The sequence below is a fragment of the Rhizosphaericola mali genome (genome assembly GCF_004337365.2).
Taxonomy (GTDB): domain Bacteria; phylum Bacteroidota; class Bacteroidia; order Chitinophagales; family Chitinophagaceae; genus Rhizosphaericola; species Rhizosphaericola mali.
The window spans coordinates 1,431,571-1,445,906 of the sequence record NZ_CP044016.1; the positions used below are offsets into that span (position 1 = coordinate 1,431,571).

Genomic DNA, 14,336 nt, shown 5'->3' on the forward strand with positions numbered 1-14,336 from the left:
GCGTGTAACGCACCGGGCTTGACGGTTTGTGACGAAAATAGTGATTATCAGTTCAAATTTAGTACAAAAGTTCAATAATGATATTAAGCTGAGCCGATATTCTTTCGCCCGTCACAAATCGTCAAACTCATGTTACATGTCGTTGTTTTCTAATTTTACAAAGTCTGAATGAAGTAGAGAAAACATTTTCATGTTAAAATATTTATCGTTCCAAAACATCCAGTCACGAAGAGTTCCTTCGTTTTGAAATCCTACTTTGTCAAGTACTTTTTCGGAAATGATATTGCCTTCCATTACTTCAGCTTCAATTCTGTTTACCTGAAGTTGATTAAAACCAAATTTTATTACAGTCCTTAAAGCTTCTGTTATATAACCATTGTTCCAATACTCTGATTGTAAATCGTAACCAATGTTTGCCCTATGTTTTGGAGTAAAGTTATTATATCCAATTGTTCCGATTATTGAATTGTGGTCTTTGAGAGAAATTCCCCAACGAATACCAAGATTATCCTTGTATCGATTATGAAACCAATCGACGATTTTTTGAGCTTCTTCGATTTTAGAAAGTCTTATTATATTATAGAACTCAGTTACTTTTTCGTCACTAAATAACTGAAAAATATCTGATAAATGATTTTGTTTGATCTCAATAAGATTAAGTCTTCTAGTCTGTAGAGTTGGAAATTTTTCGAACATTTAATTTTTTATAGTTAGCTATGAGTTTAGATCGACCAATGACATGTAACGTTCTCGGGGTTGATGTTTTTGTGACGAAAATAGTGATTATCAGTTCAAATTTAGTACAAAAGTTCAATAATGATACTCAGTTGAGCCGATATTCTTTCGCCCGTCACAAATCGTCAAACTAATGTTGGGCGCAGGCTTTCTAATAATCAAGTTTCATTGGTGTTTTATTGTCAACTGAAAATTTAGCCAAGTCATATAAAATAGAAAAACCAAACTTTGCTTTTTCATCAAACGAATTTGTATTAGGGTCAATTTCTTTTCTCCATTCATTAATAATATTGTTATCAGCTTTCCATGTGGCGTTATTTAATTTGTCAAGGTCTTCTAAAAGTCTTAGTGATGATGCAATTCCAACTTCCTTTTCTGTCGGGTCGCTATAACGGAAAGTAAACTGAATGTCTATTGGTAGCCATATTTCACAATCTTGTGTCAAGCTCGGATAAATTGTTTTGTAATCCTCTAAAAGAGATTTCTTGAAAATTTCTGATGATGTCCATTCTTTATCAAAGTCATTAGGTATTACATTTTTTTGTTCATTGTACAAAGCCCAAAGAATAACAGCGCCAAAACAATCCCAATCTGGTTTGTCGGTATGATAAGGCAAGTCATTACTTTCAATCCAAAATATTGAAGTTTCACTATGTGCTTTTAATGCATTAGCTAAGTGATCTCTCCAGACTTCACTTATTTCTTGAATCTCACTAACATTTGTCAACACATCTTTTGGCTGATTTTGTCTTACCACTTCTACAGGCGTTCCTGTTCTATCTGACCATTGTTGAATAACAGTTTTCCAATTACCTGAATAATACCTTGTAAATGTCCCAGCGTAAATATCTAAACCCATAAATTTTGAAAGTTTAAGTTGATGGTCAGCTTGCGCCTAACGTGCCGCGGCTTGGCGCAGGAGCGGAAAAGAAAGCACAAAAGTTCAATTCAGTACAACTGCAAGCAAAACCGCTTGATGTTGCTAAATTACAAAACCAAAAGCATAAATCAAGCGGTTTTTGCGTCCAAAATAGTACAAATGTTCAGCATTTATTCTCCAGCCGCACTTGCGCCAAACCGATGTTAGCGGTTCGTTTTTTATTTTTCTAATGTTGTTATCCATTTTATTTGTCCGTCTGTTTCGCTACAAATTTCAAAACCGCCCATTCCATAATCGTAGCTAAAACAATATTCAATTTTTCTACTTTTTACAAAGTCTGTAAGTTCTGATGAAACAGAAATCATTTTATGGAACAGGTCTTTTATTTCGTCAAGTTCTGTCAAAGCTCTGTTCTTTGTCAAATATTGAAATTCATTGCAACGTGTCCAACCTGTTACTGAAAAATGAGAATTGTCTTTTGCTCCAAAAGTCAGGTCGCCAACTTTGAATGAGTGTCCGTCCGTCAATAAAACGATTGCATTTTTAATTCTATACTTCAATTCGTTTTCTGTCATTTTTTAGTCCAATGTTACACTACCAATAATGATATAATCAAAGTCGTCAGAGTTTTCTCTTACAAGTACGCCACCAACTGTTACGGAGTAATATTGTGAAAGAGGTTTAAATGTTGTCTTTTCGTATCTTGGTCTAAGTTCAAGCAAATCGCTTGTCATTTTCTTACCTGTCAATGGTTTTGTTAGTTTGACCAAAAGTTTGTCCCCGCCACGGTCAGAAAGAATTGTTCCAAAAAGATTTTCTTTCCAATCCCAAGGTTCGCTTACTATTATTCTAATTGTTTGTCCTTTTAAACTCATTCGTTGGTCAGTGTCGTGTCATGTCCTACTATAGGTTGACTCTATTTTTGGGTTAATGAATCAAATTTAGTAATATTACAGTTCGGACAAAATCCTAACATTAATGTGTCAGACCAAACGGAAACGGGCTCTGCAGGGCGCAACCCGTTAGGGATAATCTGAACAGTGGAAATAAAAAATTGGATGCAAATCGTGCATCTGATTTTCTAAATTCATTTTTCATTGTAAATGCCTAAGAAAACCCTTTTTGTCAGATTAAGTCTTAGTTATTACAATTGATCCATTATCTCTTAAATATTCTTTTTTCTACATAAGCTTCATAAAAGGCCTCTCGGTAAATGTTTCCTATTGGAATTTCATCATTTTGTATAAAAACGCTATTGTTGTCGAGTGCCGTAATATGTTGCACATTGATGATATAAGATTTACTGATTCTAAAAAATGTATTCTGAGGTAGTTGCTGATGAATCGTTTTGATATTCATTGCTGCAATTATTTTTTGACTATTGGTGTGTACGATAACGTAGTCTTTCAAACCTTCTATATACAAAACTTCGTTGTAGTTTACCTTATGAATTTTACGATCTGCACGTATAAAAAAATAATCTTCTGTATCAGAAATATTCGTTTCTATAGAGGATATACTTTCTTCGGAATGTAATAGTTGATGATAATTGATGGCTTTTCGAATGGCTTTTTCAAATCGTTCCTTTACTATCGGTTTTACCAAATAATCAATCGCATCGACCTCATAACTTTCCAAAGCATATTCTTCGTAAGCTGTTGTAAATATAATTAAGGTGTCTGATTCTTTTATTTGCTTGGCAAAATCCAACCCATTTACGCCCGGCATATTGATGTCTAGAAAAATCAAATCTATTTTATCCAAAACCTCTTTTGCCAATAGTGGACTGCTAAATTGTCCAATAATATTGATCTCTTTACAATCGCTCAGCAATTGCGTGATCGCTTCTCTTGCAAGAGGTTCGTCATCAATGATGATACAGTTCATAACAATAATTTTAGATTGATTTCATAGGTTTTGTCCTGCAATTCATTTTTGAGTAGGTATCTATTGGGGTAAATTAATTCTAATCTTCTTTTTACATTATTTAGCCCAATACCATGATTGACGGAATTATTTTCTTTCTTAAAATTCAAGGGCAAACTATTTATACAACTAAAATACAACACTTTTCCTTCCTTTCTAAAATTGATATCTATAAAGGTCTCCGCCTCTATGTCTGCACTATATTTTACCGCATTTTCTACGAAATTGGTAAATAACATGGGGGCTACTAGAAAATCTTCCATATCTCCTTCATTGCCAATTGTAAAAGTAAAATTGCTCCTTCTTATTTTTTCCAAGTTAAGCATGTCATTTAAAAACCTAATTTCAGATGATAGCAGCACTTGCGATCTTGCTGAGTCATATAATTGATAACGTAAAATATTACTCAATCGCACTAATACTTCTGACGCTTTATCTGGATCTTTCTGGGTTAAAACATTCGCGTTGTTTAAGGTATTGAATAGAAAATGCGGTGTAATTTGATTTTTTAATTGTTCTAATTCCGTATGTAAATTTTCTTTTTCTAACTCATTAATTCTTTCCGCATCGGTCAACCAGCGTTGAAATAGTTTGATCGCTGTAGTCGCCGCTATTAATACCAAATTAAAAAATGGAAACATAAATAATCCTTTGTGTAAAAGATTATAAGAGTCTTCCGCATTCACCATATATTTCTTAAACGTCTGATCATATAAGATCATGGCCAAATAAGTAATAAAGGTTGAAAGAAGGATTAGAAAAATGAATTGCGAATATTTTTTCTTGAACAAATATTGCGGTATAAAAAAATACATATTCACGTAAAACATCGCAAACATGAAGAGATCCATCCATATCTGATGATAAGTATCAAACGGTTCTACAAATATTTGTTTGCCTATATAGTTAAACAATATAATTACAATTAGGCAAAAGATATGTCTTGCCACACGCCAAGTTTTTCCTAGCATGATACTTTGTAAAAAATTGCTTTCATCGGTTTGTACTTTAGTTAAAGCCATAAACTTAACCATTTTAACAAAAATAGAAATATTCCCTTAGCATATTTCCATTATTATACTAAAGTAGTTCTTCTTTATACAAAATAAAAAATAGTAGCACCTAAAACAAATTTGCTATAAAAATTAGGCTCGTTGGTAGAATAATACCAAAATGCGTTTAGTTTTTTGGGAGTTTCGCTCTATTCGTAAAAATATAGACAATATGAAAGTCCGTTTTTCAGTCAACAGTTATCGATTCCAAATCGCCCTTCTGCTAGCTATAGCTGTTTTTTCCCTATGGAGTTGTGGTAGCAAACAAAATGCTCAAGACAATGCAACTACCGCAGCACCGAAATATAAAGTTTATAGCGTGATAGATACTTCTGCACTATTATACACCGAATATCCTGCAACTTTAAAAGGAGTTCAAGACATAGAAATTCGTCCCAAAATTGATGGTTATATTGATAAAGTTTGGGTAGATGAAGGGCAAGCCGTTAAAAAAGGACAAGTGTTATTCACTATCCGAAATCCGGAGTACGAACAGTCATTGCGCTCTGCAGCTGCAGCAATAGAAAGCGCTAAAGCACAAGTCGCTTCTGCGAAATTAGCCGTATACAAAACTATTCCTTTGGTCAAAAAAGGCATTATCAGCAACTATACTTTACAAGCGAATGAGTTGACCTTTGCTTCGCAAAAAGCGCTTTTAGCAGAGGCCGTTGCTACCTATAAAAATGCGCAAGTTAATTTGAGTTACACCACAATAACGAGTCCTGTAAGCGGTTACGTCGGCACATTGCCTATGAAATTGGGCAGTTACGTGAGTGCTACATCTACTGACCCTTTGACGACTGTTTCGGATATCAATAAAATCTATGCGTATTTCAGCATTAGTGAAAAAGATCCTTTGTTTTTGAGTCAAGACAAAAATTTATCTTTTGCAAAGAGAATAGAGCCTTTGCCTAATGCAAATTTATTATTGACAGATAATGACATTTATCCCTTAAAAGGTAAGATGGAAACGGTGAGTGGCTTGATTAATACATCTACTGGATCCTTCAATATAAGAGCAGGATTTGACAATCCGCAACATACCTTAAGAAGTGGTGGTACGGGTACGATTCGTATTCCCGAGCAATTAAGCAATGCCATCGTCATTCCCCAAAGTGCTACGAATGATATTCAAGGAAAAATCTTGGTCTATGTTTTACAAAAAGACAGTTCTATCGTATCTGCAAAAGTCAGCGTAAAAGAAGTGCCTGGAGGTCAATACTATGTAGTCAATTCAGGATTAAAAACAGGTGATAAAATATTAGTCGAAGGCGTGGGAATTGTTGCAGAAGGAACTAAAATTTCTCCTAAATTAGTCGGTCCAAGCCAAGCATTGGCAGTAGATTCTACTTCATTATAGTTAGGAATTGTTCAAATATATTTCAAATTAATTTTCGACAAGATGTTCAAAGTTTTTATAAAAAATCCCGTACTATCAACGGTCATTTCCATATTGATTGTTATTCTAGGGATTATCGGAATCATATCTTTACCCGTGGCGCAATATCCAGAAATCGCACCGCCTACAGTTCAGGTTTCTACCACATATCAAGGTGCGAGTGCCGAGGTCGTGATGAATAGTGTTATCGTACCATTGGAAGAGCAAATTAATGGGGTGGAAAACATGAGTTACATGACCTCCACAGCGTCTAGTGATGGTACCGCAACAATTCAAATTTATTTCAAATTAGGTACCGATCCCGATATGGCGACGGTCAATGTGCAAAACAGGGTTTCACAGACATCAAGTTTGTTACCCGCGGCCGTCACTACGGCTGGAGTTACTACGCAAAAACAACAAAGTAGTAATGTATTAATTTTTGGTTTGTATAGTGATAATCCAAACTATGATGCAACATTTATCCAAAACTATGCGAATATCAATATCATTCCTCAAGTAAAAAGGGTGAGCGGCGTTGGTAGCGCCTCTGCATTTGGTACGTTGGACTATTCTATGCGTATCTGGCTAAAACCAGATGTGATGGCGAGTTACGGTATCATTCCTGATGATATTAATACGGCGTTAGCAGAACAAAATATCGAAGCTGCACCAGGCTCTTTGGGAGAAAGAGGCAAACAATCTTTTCAATATACTTTAAAATATAAGGGTAGATTAACGAGTGAAAAAGAATTTAGTGACATAATAGTTAAAGAAACATCCGACGGACAAATCTTACGTCTAAAAGATGTTGCTCGTATAGAATTGGGTTCTCAAACGTACAATTCTCTCCAAAAAATAAATGGTCACCCCGCTATCGGTGTCGCTGTTACCCAAACTGCGGGTTCCAATGCGCAAGAGGTTATTGATCAATCCTTAAAAGTGTTAGAGGATGCGACACCAAACTTACCTAAAGGATTGCATTTCACTACCATGGTTAATATCAATAAATTCTTGGATGCATCTATTGAAAAAGTGATCCATACATTAATAGAAGCGTTTATCCTGGTATTTATAGTTGTATTCATTTTCTTACAAGATTGGCGATCAACATTGATTCCAGCAATTTCTGTCCCGGTAGCGATTGTAGGTACGTTTTTCTTTCTGAATCTATTTGGCTTTACGATAAATCTGTTAACACTTTTTGCCTTGGTATTGGCAGTGGGAATTGTCGTAGATGACGCCATTGTGGTGGTAGAAGCCGTTCATGCGAAAATGGATAAAGGCGAAAAATCTGCTTTGAATGCTTCATTAAATGCAATGAACGAAATCAGTGGTGCGATCATCAGCATTACACTAGTGATGGCGGCGGTATTCGTTCCGGTAAGTTTTATCAGTGGTTCCACTGGTGTATTTTACAAACAATTTGGTTTGACTTTAGCCATTGCGATTATACTTTCTGCGATTAATGCTTTGACTTTGAGTCCCGCATTATGTGCTATATTTTTAAAACCACATGAAGAAGGCGAACATAAGAAAAAAGGATTTTTACAAAGATTCTACGATTCTTTCAATACTGCCTTTGACGCAACTACGGCTAAATATAAAAAATCTGTTTCCTTTTTTGCCAAAAAGAAAGTATTGACATTAGGCGTTATAGTTGTATTTGGTGGGCTTTTATTTTACTTAATGAAATCCACACCTTCCTCTTTTGTACCCGATGAAGATATGGGAACAATTATGTGCGATATTAGTTTGCCTGCGGATGCTTCCATGGAAAGAACCAATGTAGTAGCAACAGAAGTAGAAAAATTAGCCAAAACATTGCCCGGCATTAATAATACCATGCGCATTGTAGGACAAGGTATGTTGAGTGGAAAAGGAAGTAACTATGCAATGGTAATTATCGAGTTGAAAGATTGGAAATTACGTAGTGCGAAAGGGCAAGATGTAAATTCGCTTATTGGACAATTATTTGGAAAAGTGACCACTATAAAAAATGCGAAAGTAATTTTCTTCCCATCTCCCACAATCAATGGATTCGGGGTATCTGGCGGTTTTTCCTTCCAATTGCAAGATAAAACAGGAGGCGACATTCAAAAGTTCAATACGATTGCACAGAAATTTTTAGCAGCATTGAATCAAAGAAAAGAAATTCAATATGCATCCACTTCATTCAACCCTAGTTTCCCACAGTATGAAGTGGAAATTGATGTTGCTAAAGTGAAAAAAGCAGGCTTCACCGTCAACAATGTTTTGGATGCGATGGAAGGTTATTATGGTGGAGTGTACGCATCGAACTTTAATAGTTATGGAAAATTGTTCCGTGTAACTTATCAGGCAGATGCAGACTATAGGGCAGATATCAACTCCTTGAATTTAATCAAAATCAGAAATACCAATGATTCTCTAGCTCCGATCAGCGCATTCGTTACTTTGAAAAAGATCTACGGACCACAATCATTGAACCGTTTCAATATGTACACAGCTGTTTCCGTGAATGGTTCGCCCAATTCTAATTATAGTTCTGGTGATGCAATTAAAGCAATCAAGGAAGTCGCCGCAGAGACTTTACCTTCTGGTTATGGTTACGAATTCTCAGGTTTAACAAGAGAAGAGGTAAACTCTGGTACGCAGACGGTATATATATTCTTACTATGTATCATCTTCGTTTACTTCTTGTTGAGTGCGCAATACGAAAGTTATATTTTGCCATTTGCCGTATTGTTGCCATTAACTATAGGTTTGTCTGGTGCATTCATATTTGCCAAAATATTTGACATAAGTAATAATATTTATTTGCAAATCACTTTGATTATGCTCATTGGTTTATTGGCAAAAAATGCGATTCTAATAGTTGAGTATGCCTTAGATCGTCGTCGATTAGGTATGCCTATAGTACAAGCTGCGATTGAAGGTGCGTCTGCACGTTTCCGCCCGATTTTAATGACTTCTTTTGCCTTTATTTTAGGATTGATGCCGCTGATGTTGTCCACTGGCGCGGGTGCAAATGGTAACAAATCCATTGGTACGGGAGCTATTGGTGGTATGCTCATCGGTACGGTGATTGGGATTTTTGTGATTCCTGCATTGTTCATTATGTTTCAGTCTTTACAGGAAAAAGTATCTAAAAAGAAGATTGTAGAAAATGTTGATGTATCTAATAGTAATGCCGCTTTACCTGAATAATCGAATACTAAACAACAGCATTTAGTGGAACAAACTAAGTGCTGTATTGAAAATATCAGTTATGAAAAAGAAACAAATTTTCCCTTATATACTTGCCGCTGCCACCATCGCGTCTATGAGCCAAGGTTGCAAAGTGGTAAAACCTTATAGTCCGCCCAAGATGGACAGCTCTATAGTCAATAAATTATATCGTGATAGTAGTGTAACAGATACTTCTACTATGGCAAAAATTGCGTGGAATGATTTTTTCACTGACACACATTTGCAAGCATTAATTGCAGAAGGATTGGCAAACAATCTGAACTTAAAAACCTATGTAGAAAAGGTAAACGAAGCTGCGGCAACGTTCAAAGAAAGTAAAATGGCTTTTTTGCCAACCCTTACCGCAGGCCCGCAAGTTACAGATACTAAAAATTCTAAAGCGGCGATGAACTATCCTGTTGGCGTTAATATTAATTTGAAAACGGTTACGTATCAATTGGCATTAACCTCCACTTGGGAAATCGATATTTGGGGTAAGTTAAAAAGTTCCAAAAAAGCAGCCCTCGCTAATTTATTGGCTTCTGATGCCGCACAGCGTGCTATCCAAACACAAATCGTAGCAAATATTTCAACTTACTACTATGATTTATTGGCCTACGATCAGCAACTAAAAATCACCAATGAAAGTATTGAACGCTATAAAAAAGATGTAGAATCTAACAAAGCGTTGATGGAATCTGGTACGGTAAATGGAGCCTCTATCGTACAAAGTGAAGCCAATTTACATAGTGCAGAAGTGACATTGCCGACGATAAAACAAAATATTCGTCAAACAGAAAATGCCATTTGTTTATTACTAGGAAAAGAACCTGGACCCATTGAAAGAGGCACATTGGCGGAACAAATTCCTTATCAAAATATCCAAACAGGTTTGCCCGCGTCTTTATTGCGCTACCGTCCTGATGTGCAACAAGCGGAGCTTTCCTATCGCTATTATTTTGAAAATACCAACTATGCAAAAGCTAGTATGTATCCAAGTTTGGCGATTACAGCGGCCAGTGGAGGTTTGTCTACTTTGAAACTAAAGAACTTCTTTAAAGAATCATGATTTTATAGTTTGACTGGAAGCTTGTTGGCACCAATATTATATAAAGGCACTTACAAAGCGCAATATAAAACGGCAATAGCACAACAAAATGAAGCATTGTATACGTTCCAAACGGCAATGCTAACCGCAGGACAGGAAGTTTCCAATGCTTTATTTTCTTACCAAACAGCCCTTGAATTACAAAAAGCGAGAAAAGCGCAAATTTTCTCTTTGGAAAAATCTGTTGATTTCACTAAAGATTTGATGGAATATACGCAAACCTACAATTTCACCGATGTACTTACTTCTGAACAGACTTTATTGTCTGCACAGCTTTCTGGCGTTTCGGATAAATTACAAGAGTTGACCGCTTTAGTTACTTTATATCAAGCGCTGGGTGGCGGTTGGAAATAATTCATTTATTTGCATAATATTTTCAGTAATTTTATTTACACCTTTATGCTATTTGGAATTTATTTGGAATAACATTTTTTAAATTATCTTCACTATGAAACAGATTGTAATATTTATCCTATCCGTTGCATTAATGTCTGCATGTATTGCATAAAGCCAAACGAAAGCATCGGCTTGGGACAATTCCTATGGCGGAGTAGATAAATTGTATGACAAATATCTATTAAAACTACGCGCAGCAATTGCACCAAAATTCAAAACACTCCAATTTAAAGATGCGGTTACGGGCAAAACAATGACCTATAATTTATTTATTCCCAAATATTATGACAAGAAAAAAAGCTATCCATTAGTACAATTTATTGCAGATGCGAGTACCGTTGGTAAAGGCGCAAAAGCACCGTTGATGCAAGGTTATGGCGGCATTATTTGGGCAACAGAAGAAAGTCAAAAAGCGAATCCTAGTTTTGTATTAGTAACCGCATTTGCGGGCCCAGATTGGGCTGTTAATGACAAACAAGAAACAAGTGATGAGATGGCTATTTCATTTCGCTTATTGAATAATGTAGTGGCGAACAATAGTATTGATACGAATCGAATTTACACAACTGGTCAATCTATGGGAGGCATGATTTCCTTTTATTTAAATGCCACACATCCTAATTATTTTGCAGCATCATTATTTGTCGGAAGTCAATGGGATATTAATGTATTACAGCCCTTGGAATTGTTCAGTAGGAAATGATTACAAACCCACCGAAATCTATATCAACTATTACTCTTGATAGATTTTCGTAATCTACTTAAAATTAGACCTGTGACTATAATCAAATACTTTTAAATCATTGTTGTCCAACAAACATCTAAAAGACATTGACCCTATTCATCTACAAATATAGTAGACTTATTAATTAAATAAATACTTAATTATTTATGAGTCAATATAATATGTGACAATAATTTACACATCCTTTATACAAATTATTTAGTATATAAAAAATTATAAATCCATTTAAAATACAGACCCATATAAACAATCCATATTTTATCATCACTTATTTCTTGTGTGTATCATTTTTTACAGGAAGTATGTAAGGAATTGGTGGCTCGCTCATACCAGTACCTAAATAAAAACTAACATATGGCGGCTGATTATAAGCCGTATTCTGCCACGCCAAAGCTAAACGATATTGTGGATCATTGACTAAACTATACAATCTATGTGAAGTAGGTATTGTAGTAGAATAAATACGTAGCTCTTTACTATCTTCAGTACGAAATACAACTTCTTCTCGCCAATCACCTAAAATATCACCACTTATACATGGTGTTGCTTTTGTTCCATTATTACTAGCACATCCATCTGCCGAGAATATTGTCTCTTCTTTGTTTGTTAAATAATTCCATTTACGAATGCTAATATCATCTAACAATTCACGGCTTAAATCTCCATCCCACCAAATAGCAAAATTCATTGACGGTTTATTACTTGAAATTATTTGTCCATCGGAACTATACAAATTTCCTTTGGCACCCCACATTTCAAGACCTTCATGCAAAGGATCTATATCTGCAGCTAGCGCCCTTCCGATATCTTTGGTTGTTTCTGGAATACCAAAAATGAGTGCGCCTGTTTGCGCATTATTTAATCCTAGTCCATAATTTCCATTCGTTTGGGGATTTTCATAACATTCCCATATTTTCTGATAAGTATCATTCGGCTTAAACTTGGTAATATGCATTGCATCTCCATGTTGACGCCCATTAACCCATAGTGGATTTCCATCATGATCGATAGCACTGGAGCCATTAAATATTTCATCTTTCCCATCATTATCTACATCCGCCACCATTAATTGATGATTACCTTGATCTTCAAAATCCTTGTGGCCATTTTTAGAATCAAATATCCATTTTTGAGATAATTTACCGTTTTGAAAATCCCAAGCAACACGTACTAATCGAGTGTAATAACCTCTACCTTCTATCAAAGAAGGATGCATGCCATCAAGATAAGCAACGCTCGCTAAATATCGATCCACTCTATTGCCATATCGATCTCCCCAACTACTGACATCGCCCCTTGCAGGCACAAATGGCTTCGTATCTAAAGCTTTACCAGTAACACCTTCAAATACAGTAAGATATTCAGGACCATCAAGTATATATCCATTAGCATTACGATAGTCCGCTGACGCATTGCCTATTACTTTACCAACACCATCAACAGTACCATCTGCTGTTTTAAAAGCCACTTCTGCTCGACCATCCCCATCAAAATCAAACACGGAAAATTGGGTATAATGTGCTCCTGCTCTTATATTTTTGCCTAAATCTATACGCCATAACCGTGTTCCATTCAATTTGTAGGCATCAATAAATACATTACCGGTAACCCCAGATTGGGAGTTATCTTTCGAATTAGATGGATCCCATTTTAAAACAATTTCATATTCTCCATCTCCGTCTAAATCACCCACACTAGCGTCATTGGCAGAATAAGTAATGTCAGAAGTAGCAGATATTGGTGGCTCCAGAGGTATGGATAAATAAGATTTTATAGGTGCATTTGCCAATAGTTTAAAAATAGAAGATTGGCTTTTTGTTTGTTCGACTCCATTTAATACAGGAATGACGTAATAAGCATTCGAATAACTAAAATCTGCATTTAGATCAATAAACCATGTGCGGTCGGATAATGGAGAATCATTAATTTTTATTGCGTTTAAATTGCCCGTCTTTCGATAAATATTAAACGAAATATTTTTATCATCATATGAAAATAATCTCCAGCTGAGAAAAACAGAATCGCTTTTTTTTCGCATTGCGATTAAACCTCTGCCTAAATTTTCTGATTGTCTTGGTTTAATGATCTTTGTCTTTTTCAAATAATGGGCTAATTCATTTCCGAATTGATTCGTCTTTGACAAAACCCGAAGCCCTTCCACCACTTTTTGAGCATTGAAATCAGCACCTGCTTTATTTGTGTGTGTATGATCTTTAGGAAAAAAATGAGCTATTTTTTCTGCACCTAAACTATCATATGTATCTGCGATAAGTGTATTTAATGCGATAAAACCTGTTTTATTATTTTTCGACACTTGCTGCGCCCACAAAGCATAATCCGTATCATTACGTCCTACTTTACCATCCTTCCATATATTTCGAGGAATCAAACTACAAACTATGGGAGAAGCTCCAGATTTTATAGTTTCAGTAATTATTTTTGACAAATACCAACCATATGTGTGAACGAACTCCTTATATTTCAAATCTTTGTTATAAGTGAGTATAGAGTCCGCTGCCAGCCCCTTTAATGATGCCCGACTACTACCGCTTGACAGTCCACCAAGATCATTGGTTCCAAACTGCATTAGGACAAAATCTCCTGGTTTCAATTTTTCTTTTATTTCCTCCCATCGACCTTCATTTACAAAAGACCTACTGCTACGACCACCAATAGCTTTATTTTCAATAATAATTTGAGTAGTATCAAAATAATCGTTAATTATATTGCCCCAACCCCACAAAGCATCGGAATCCGAAGCTGTCGTATTTTTTACGGTTGAATCTCCAATAATATACAAAGTCGGCTTATCATGAGGCCTGCTAAATCCAACTAATGTAATAGCTACAGCGATTCCTAAAATTTTAAAAAATGGTTTCTTTTTTAAAAACATGTATTAAGTAATT

At 35.5% G+C, this 14,336-nt stretch carries 12 protein-coding genes; 5 read left to right on the plus strand and 7 right to left on the minus strand.

All coding sequences use genetic code 11. The features are described from left to right. Nucleotides 1-132: 132 nt before the first annotated feature. The 6 genes from E0W69_RS06225 to E0W69_RS06250 all read right to left on the minus strand — a co-directional run bounded on the left by E0W69_RS06225 (nucleotide 133) and on the right by E0W69_RS06250 (nucleotide 4,563). The gene (locus tag E0W69_RS06225; RefSeq protein ID WP_131329167.1) at nucleotides 133-696 is read right to left on the minus strand and encodes a GNAT family N-acetyltransferase; all 564 of its coding nucleotides are present in this window, start codon (nucleotides 694-696) and stop codon (nucleotides 133-135) included. Between the two features lie 190 nt (nucleotides 697-886). Further along, the gene (locus E0W69_RS06230) at nucleotides 887-1,594 is read right to left on the minus strand and encodes a hypothetical protein (RefSeq protein WP_131329168.1); all 708 of its coding nucleotides are present in this window, start codon (nucleotides 1,592-1,594) and stop codon (nucleotides 887-889) included. Between the two features lie 239 nt (nucleotides 1,595-1,833). Beyond that, complete coding sequence (locus E0W69_RS06235) at nucleotides 1,834-2,190, minus strand: hypothetical protein (protein ID WP_131329169.1); 357 nt, start codon at nucleotides 2,188-2,190, stop codon at nucleotides 1,834-1,836. A 3-nt stretch (nucleotides 2,191-2,193) separates the two neighbouring features. Then, nucleotides 2,194-2,490: a hypothetical protein gene (locus E0W69_RS06240; protein WP_131329170.1), complete on the minus strand. Its 297-nt coding sequence runs from the start codon at nucleotides 2,488-2,490 to the stop codon at nucleotides 2,194-2,196. 283 nt (nucleotides 2,491-2,773) lie between these two features. Next, nucleotides 2,774-3,502, minus strand: coding sequence for a LytR/AlgR family response regulator transcription factor (locus E0W69_RS06245; RefSeq protein ID WP_131329171.1), 729 nt, complete (start codon nucleotides 3,500-3,502; stop codon nucleotides 2,774-2,776). Further along, nucleotides 3,499-4,563 carry a sensor histidine kinase gene (locus tag E0W69_RS06250; protein WP_191967983.1) on the minus strand — a complete coding sequence of 355 codons (1,065 nt, stop codon included), beginning with the start codon at nucleotides 4,561-4,563 and terminating at the stop codon, nucleotides 3,499-3,501. The genes E0W69_RS06245 and E0W69_RS06250 overlap by 4 nt, the downstream gene beginning before the upstream one ends. Nucleotides 4,564-4,714: 151 nt before the next feature. On the opposite strand from E0W69_RS06250, the gene E0W69_RS06255 reads away from it, so the two are divergent. From E0W69_RS06255 to E0W69_RS06270, 5 genes are all read left to right on the plus strand, one after another. Beyond that, complete coding sequence (locus tag E0W69_RS06255) at nucleotides 4,715-5,953, plus strand: efflux RND transporter periplasmic adaptor subunit (protein ID WP_131329173.1); 1,239 nt, start codon at nucleotides 4,715-4,717, stop codon at nucleotides 5,951-5,953. Between the two features lie 42 nt (nucleotides 5,954-5,995). After that, nucleotides 5,996-9,160: an efflux RND transporter permease subunit gene (locus tag E0W69_RS06260; protein ID WP_131329174.1), complete on the plus strand. Its 3,165-nt coding sequence runs from the start codon at nucleotides 5,996-5,998 to the stop codon at nucleotides 9,158-9,160. Between the two features lie 61 nt (nucleotides 9,161-9,221). Next, entirely contained in the window at nucleotides 9,222-10,250 is a 1,029-nt protein-coding gene (locus E0W69_RS06265; RefSeq protein ID WP_225321415.1) for a TolC family protein, read from the plus strand. Between the two features lie 24 nt (nucleotides 10,251-10,274). Continuing rightward, nucleotides 10,275-10,643 carry a TolC family protein gene (locus E0W69_RS20550; RefSeq protein WP_225321416.1) on the plus strand — a complete coding sequence of 123 codons (369 nt, stop codon included), beginning with the start codon at nucleotides 10,275-10,277 and terminating at the stop codon, nucleotides 10,641-10,643. 205 nt (nucleotides 10,644-10,848) lie between these two features. Further along, on the plus strand, nucleotides 10,849-11,388 hold the full coding sequence (locus E0W69_RS06270; protein ID WP_131329175.1) for a carboxylesterase family protein: 540 nt from the start codon (nucleotides 10,849-10,851) through the stop codon (nucleotides 11,386-11,388). A gap of 310 nt (nucleotides 11,389-11,698) precedes the next feature. On the opposite strand, the gene E0W69_RS06275 is transcribed toward E0W69_RS06270, so the two are convergent. Then, complete coding sequence (locus E0W69_RS06275; RefSeq protein ID WP_131329176.1) at nucleotides 11,699-14,323, minus strand: rhamnogalacturonan lyase family protein; 2,625 nt, start codon at nucleotides 14,321-14,323, stop codon at nucleotides 11,699-11,701. Nucleotides 14,324-14,336 lie beyond the last annotated feature (13 nt).

Coding starts and splice junctions, on each gene's coding strand:
- E0W69_RS06250 (WP_191967983.1), bottom strand. CDS start 4,563: ATGGCTTTAACTAAAGTACAAACCGATGAAAGCAATTTTTTACAAAGT.
- E0W69_RS06230 (WP_131329168.1), bottom strand. CDS start 1,594: ATGGGTTTAGATATTTACGCTGGGACATTTACAAGGTATTATTCAGGT.
- E0W69_RS06245 (WP_131329171.1), bottom strand. CDS start 3,502: ATGAACTGTATCATCATTGATGACGAACCTCTTGCAAGAGAAGCGATC.
- E0W69_RS06235 (WP_131329169.1), bottom strand. CDS start 2,190: ATGACAGAAAACGAATTGAAGTATAGAATTAAAAATGCAATCGTTTTA.
- E0W69_RS06260 (WP_131329174.1), top strand. CDS start 5,996: ATGTTCAAAGTTTTTATAAAAAATCCCGTACTATCAACGGTCATTTCC.
- E0W69_RS06225 (WP_131329167.1), bottom strand. CDS start 696: ATGTTCGAAAAATTTCCAACTCTACAGACTAGAAGACTTAATCTTATT.
- E0W69_RS06265 (WP_225321415.1), top strand. CDS start 9,222: ATGAAAAAGAAACAAATTTTCCCTTATATACTTGCCGCTGCCACCATC.
- E0W69_RS06255 (WP_131329173.1), top strand. CDS start 4,715: ATGCGTTTAGTTTTTTGGGAGTTTCGCTCTATTCGTAAAAATATAGAC.
- E0W69_RS06275 (WP_131329176.1), bottom strand. CDS start 14,323: ATGTTTTTAAAAAAGAAACCATTTTTTAAAATTTTAGGAATCGCTGTA.
- E0W69_RS06240 (WP_131329170.1), bottom strand. CDS start 2,490: ATGAGTTTAAAAGGACAAACAATTAGAATAATAGTAAGCGAACCTTGG.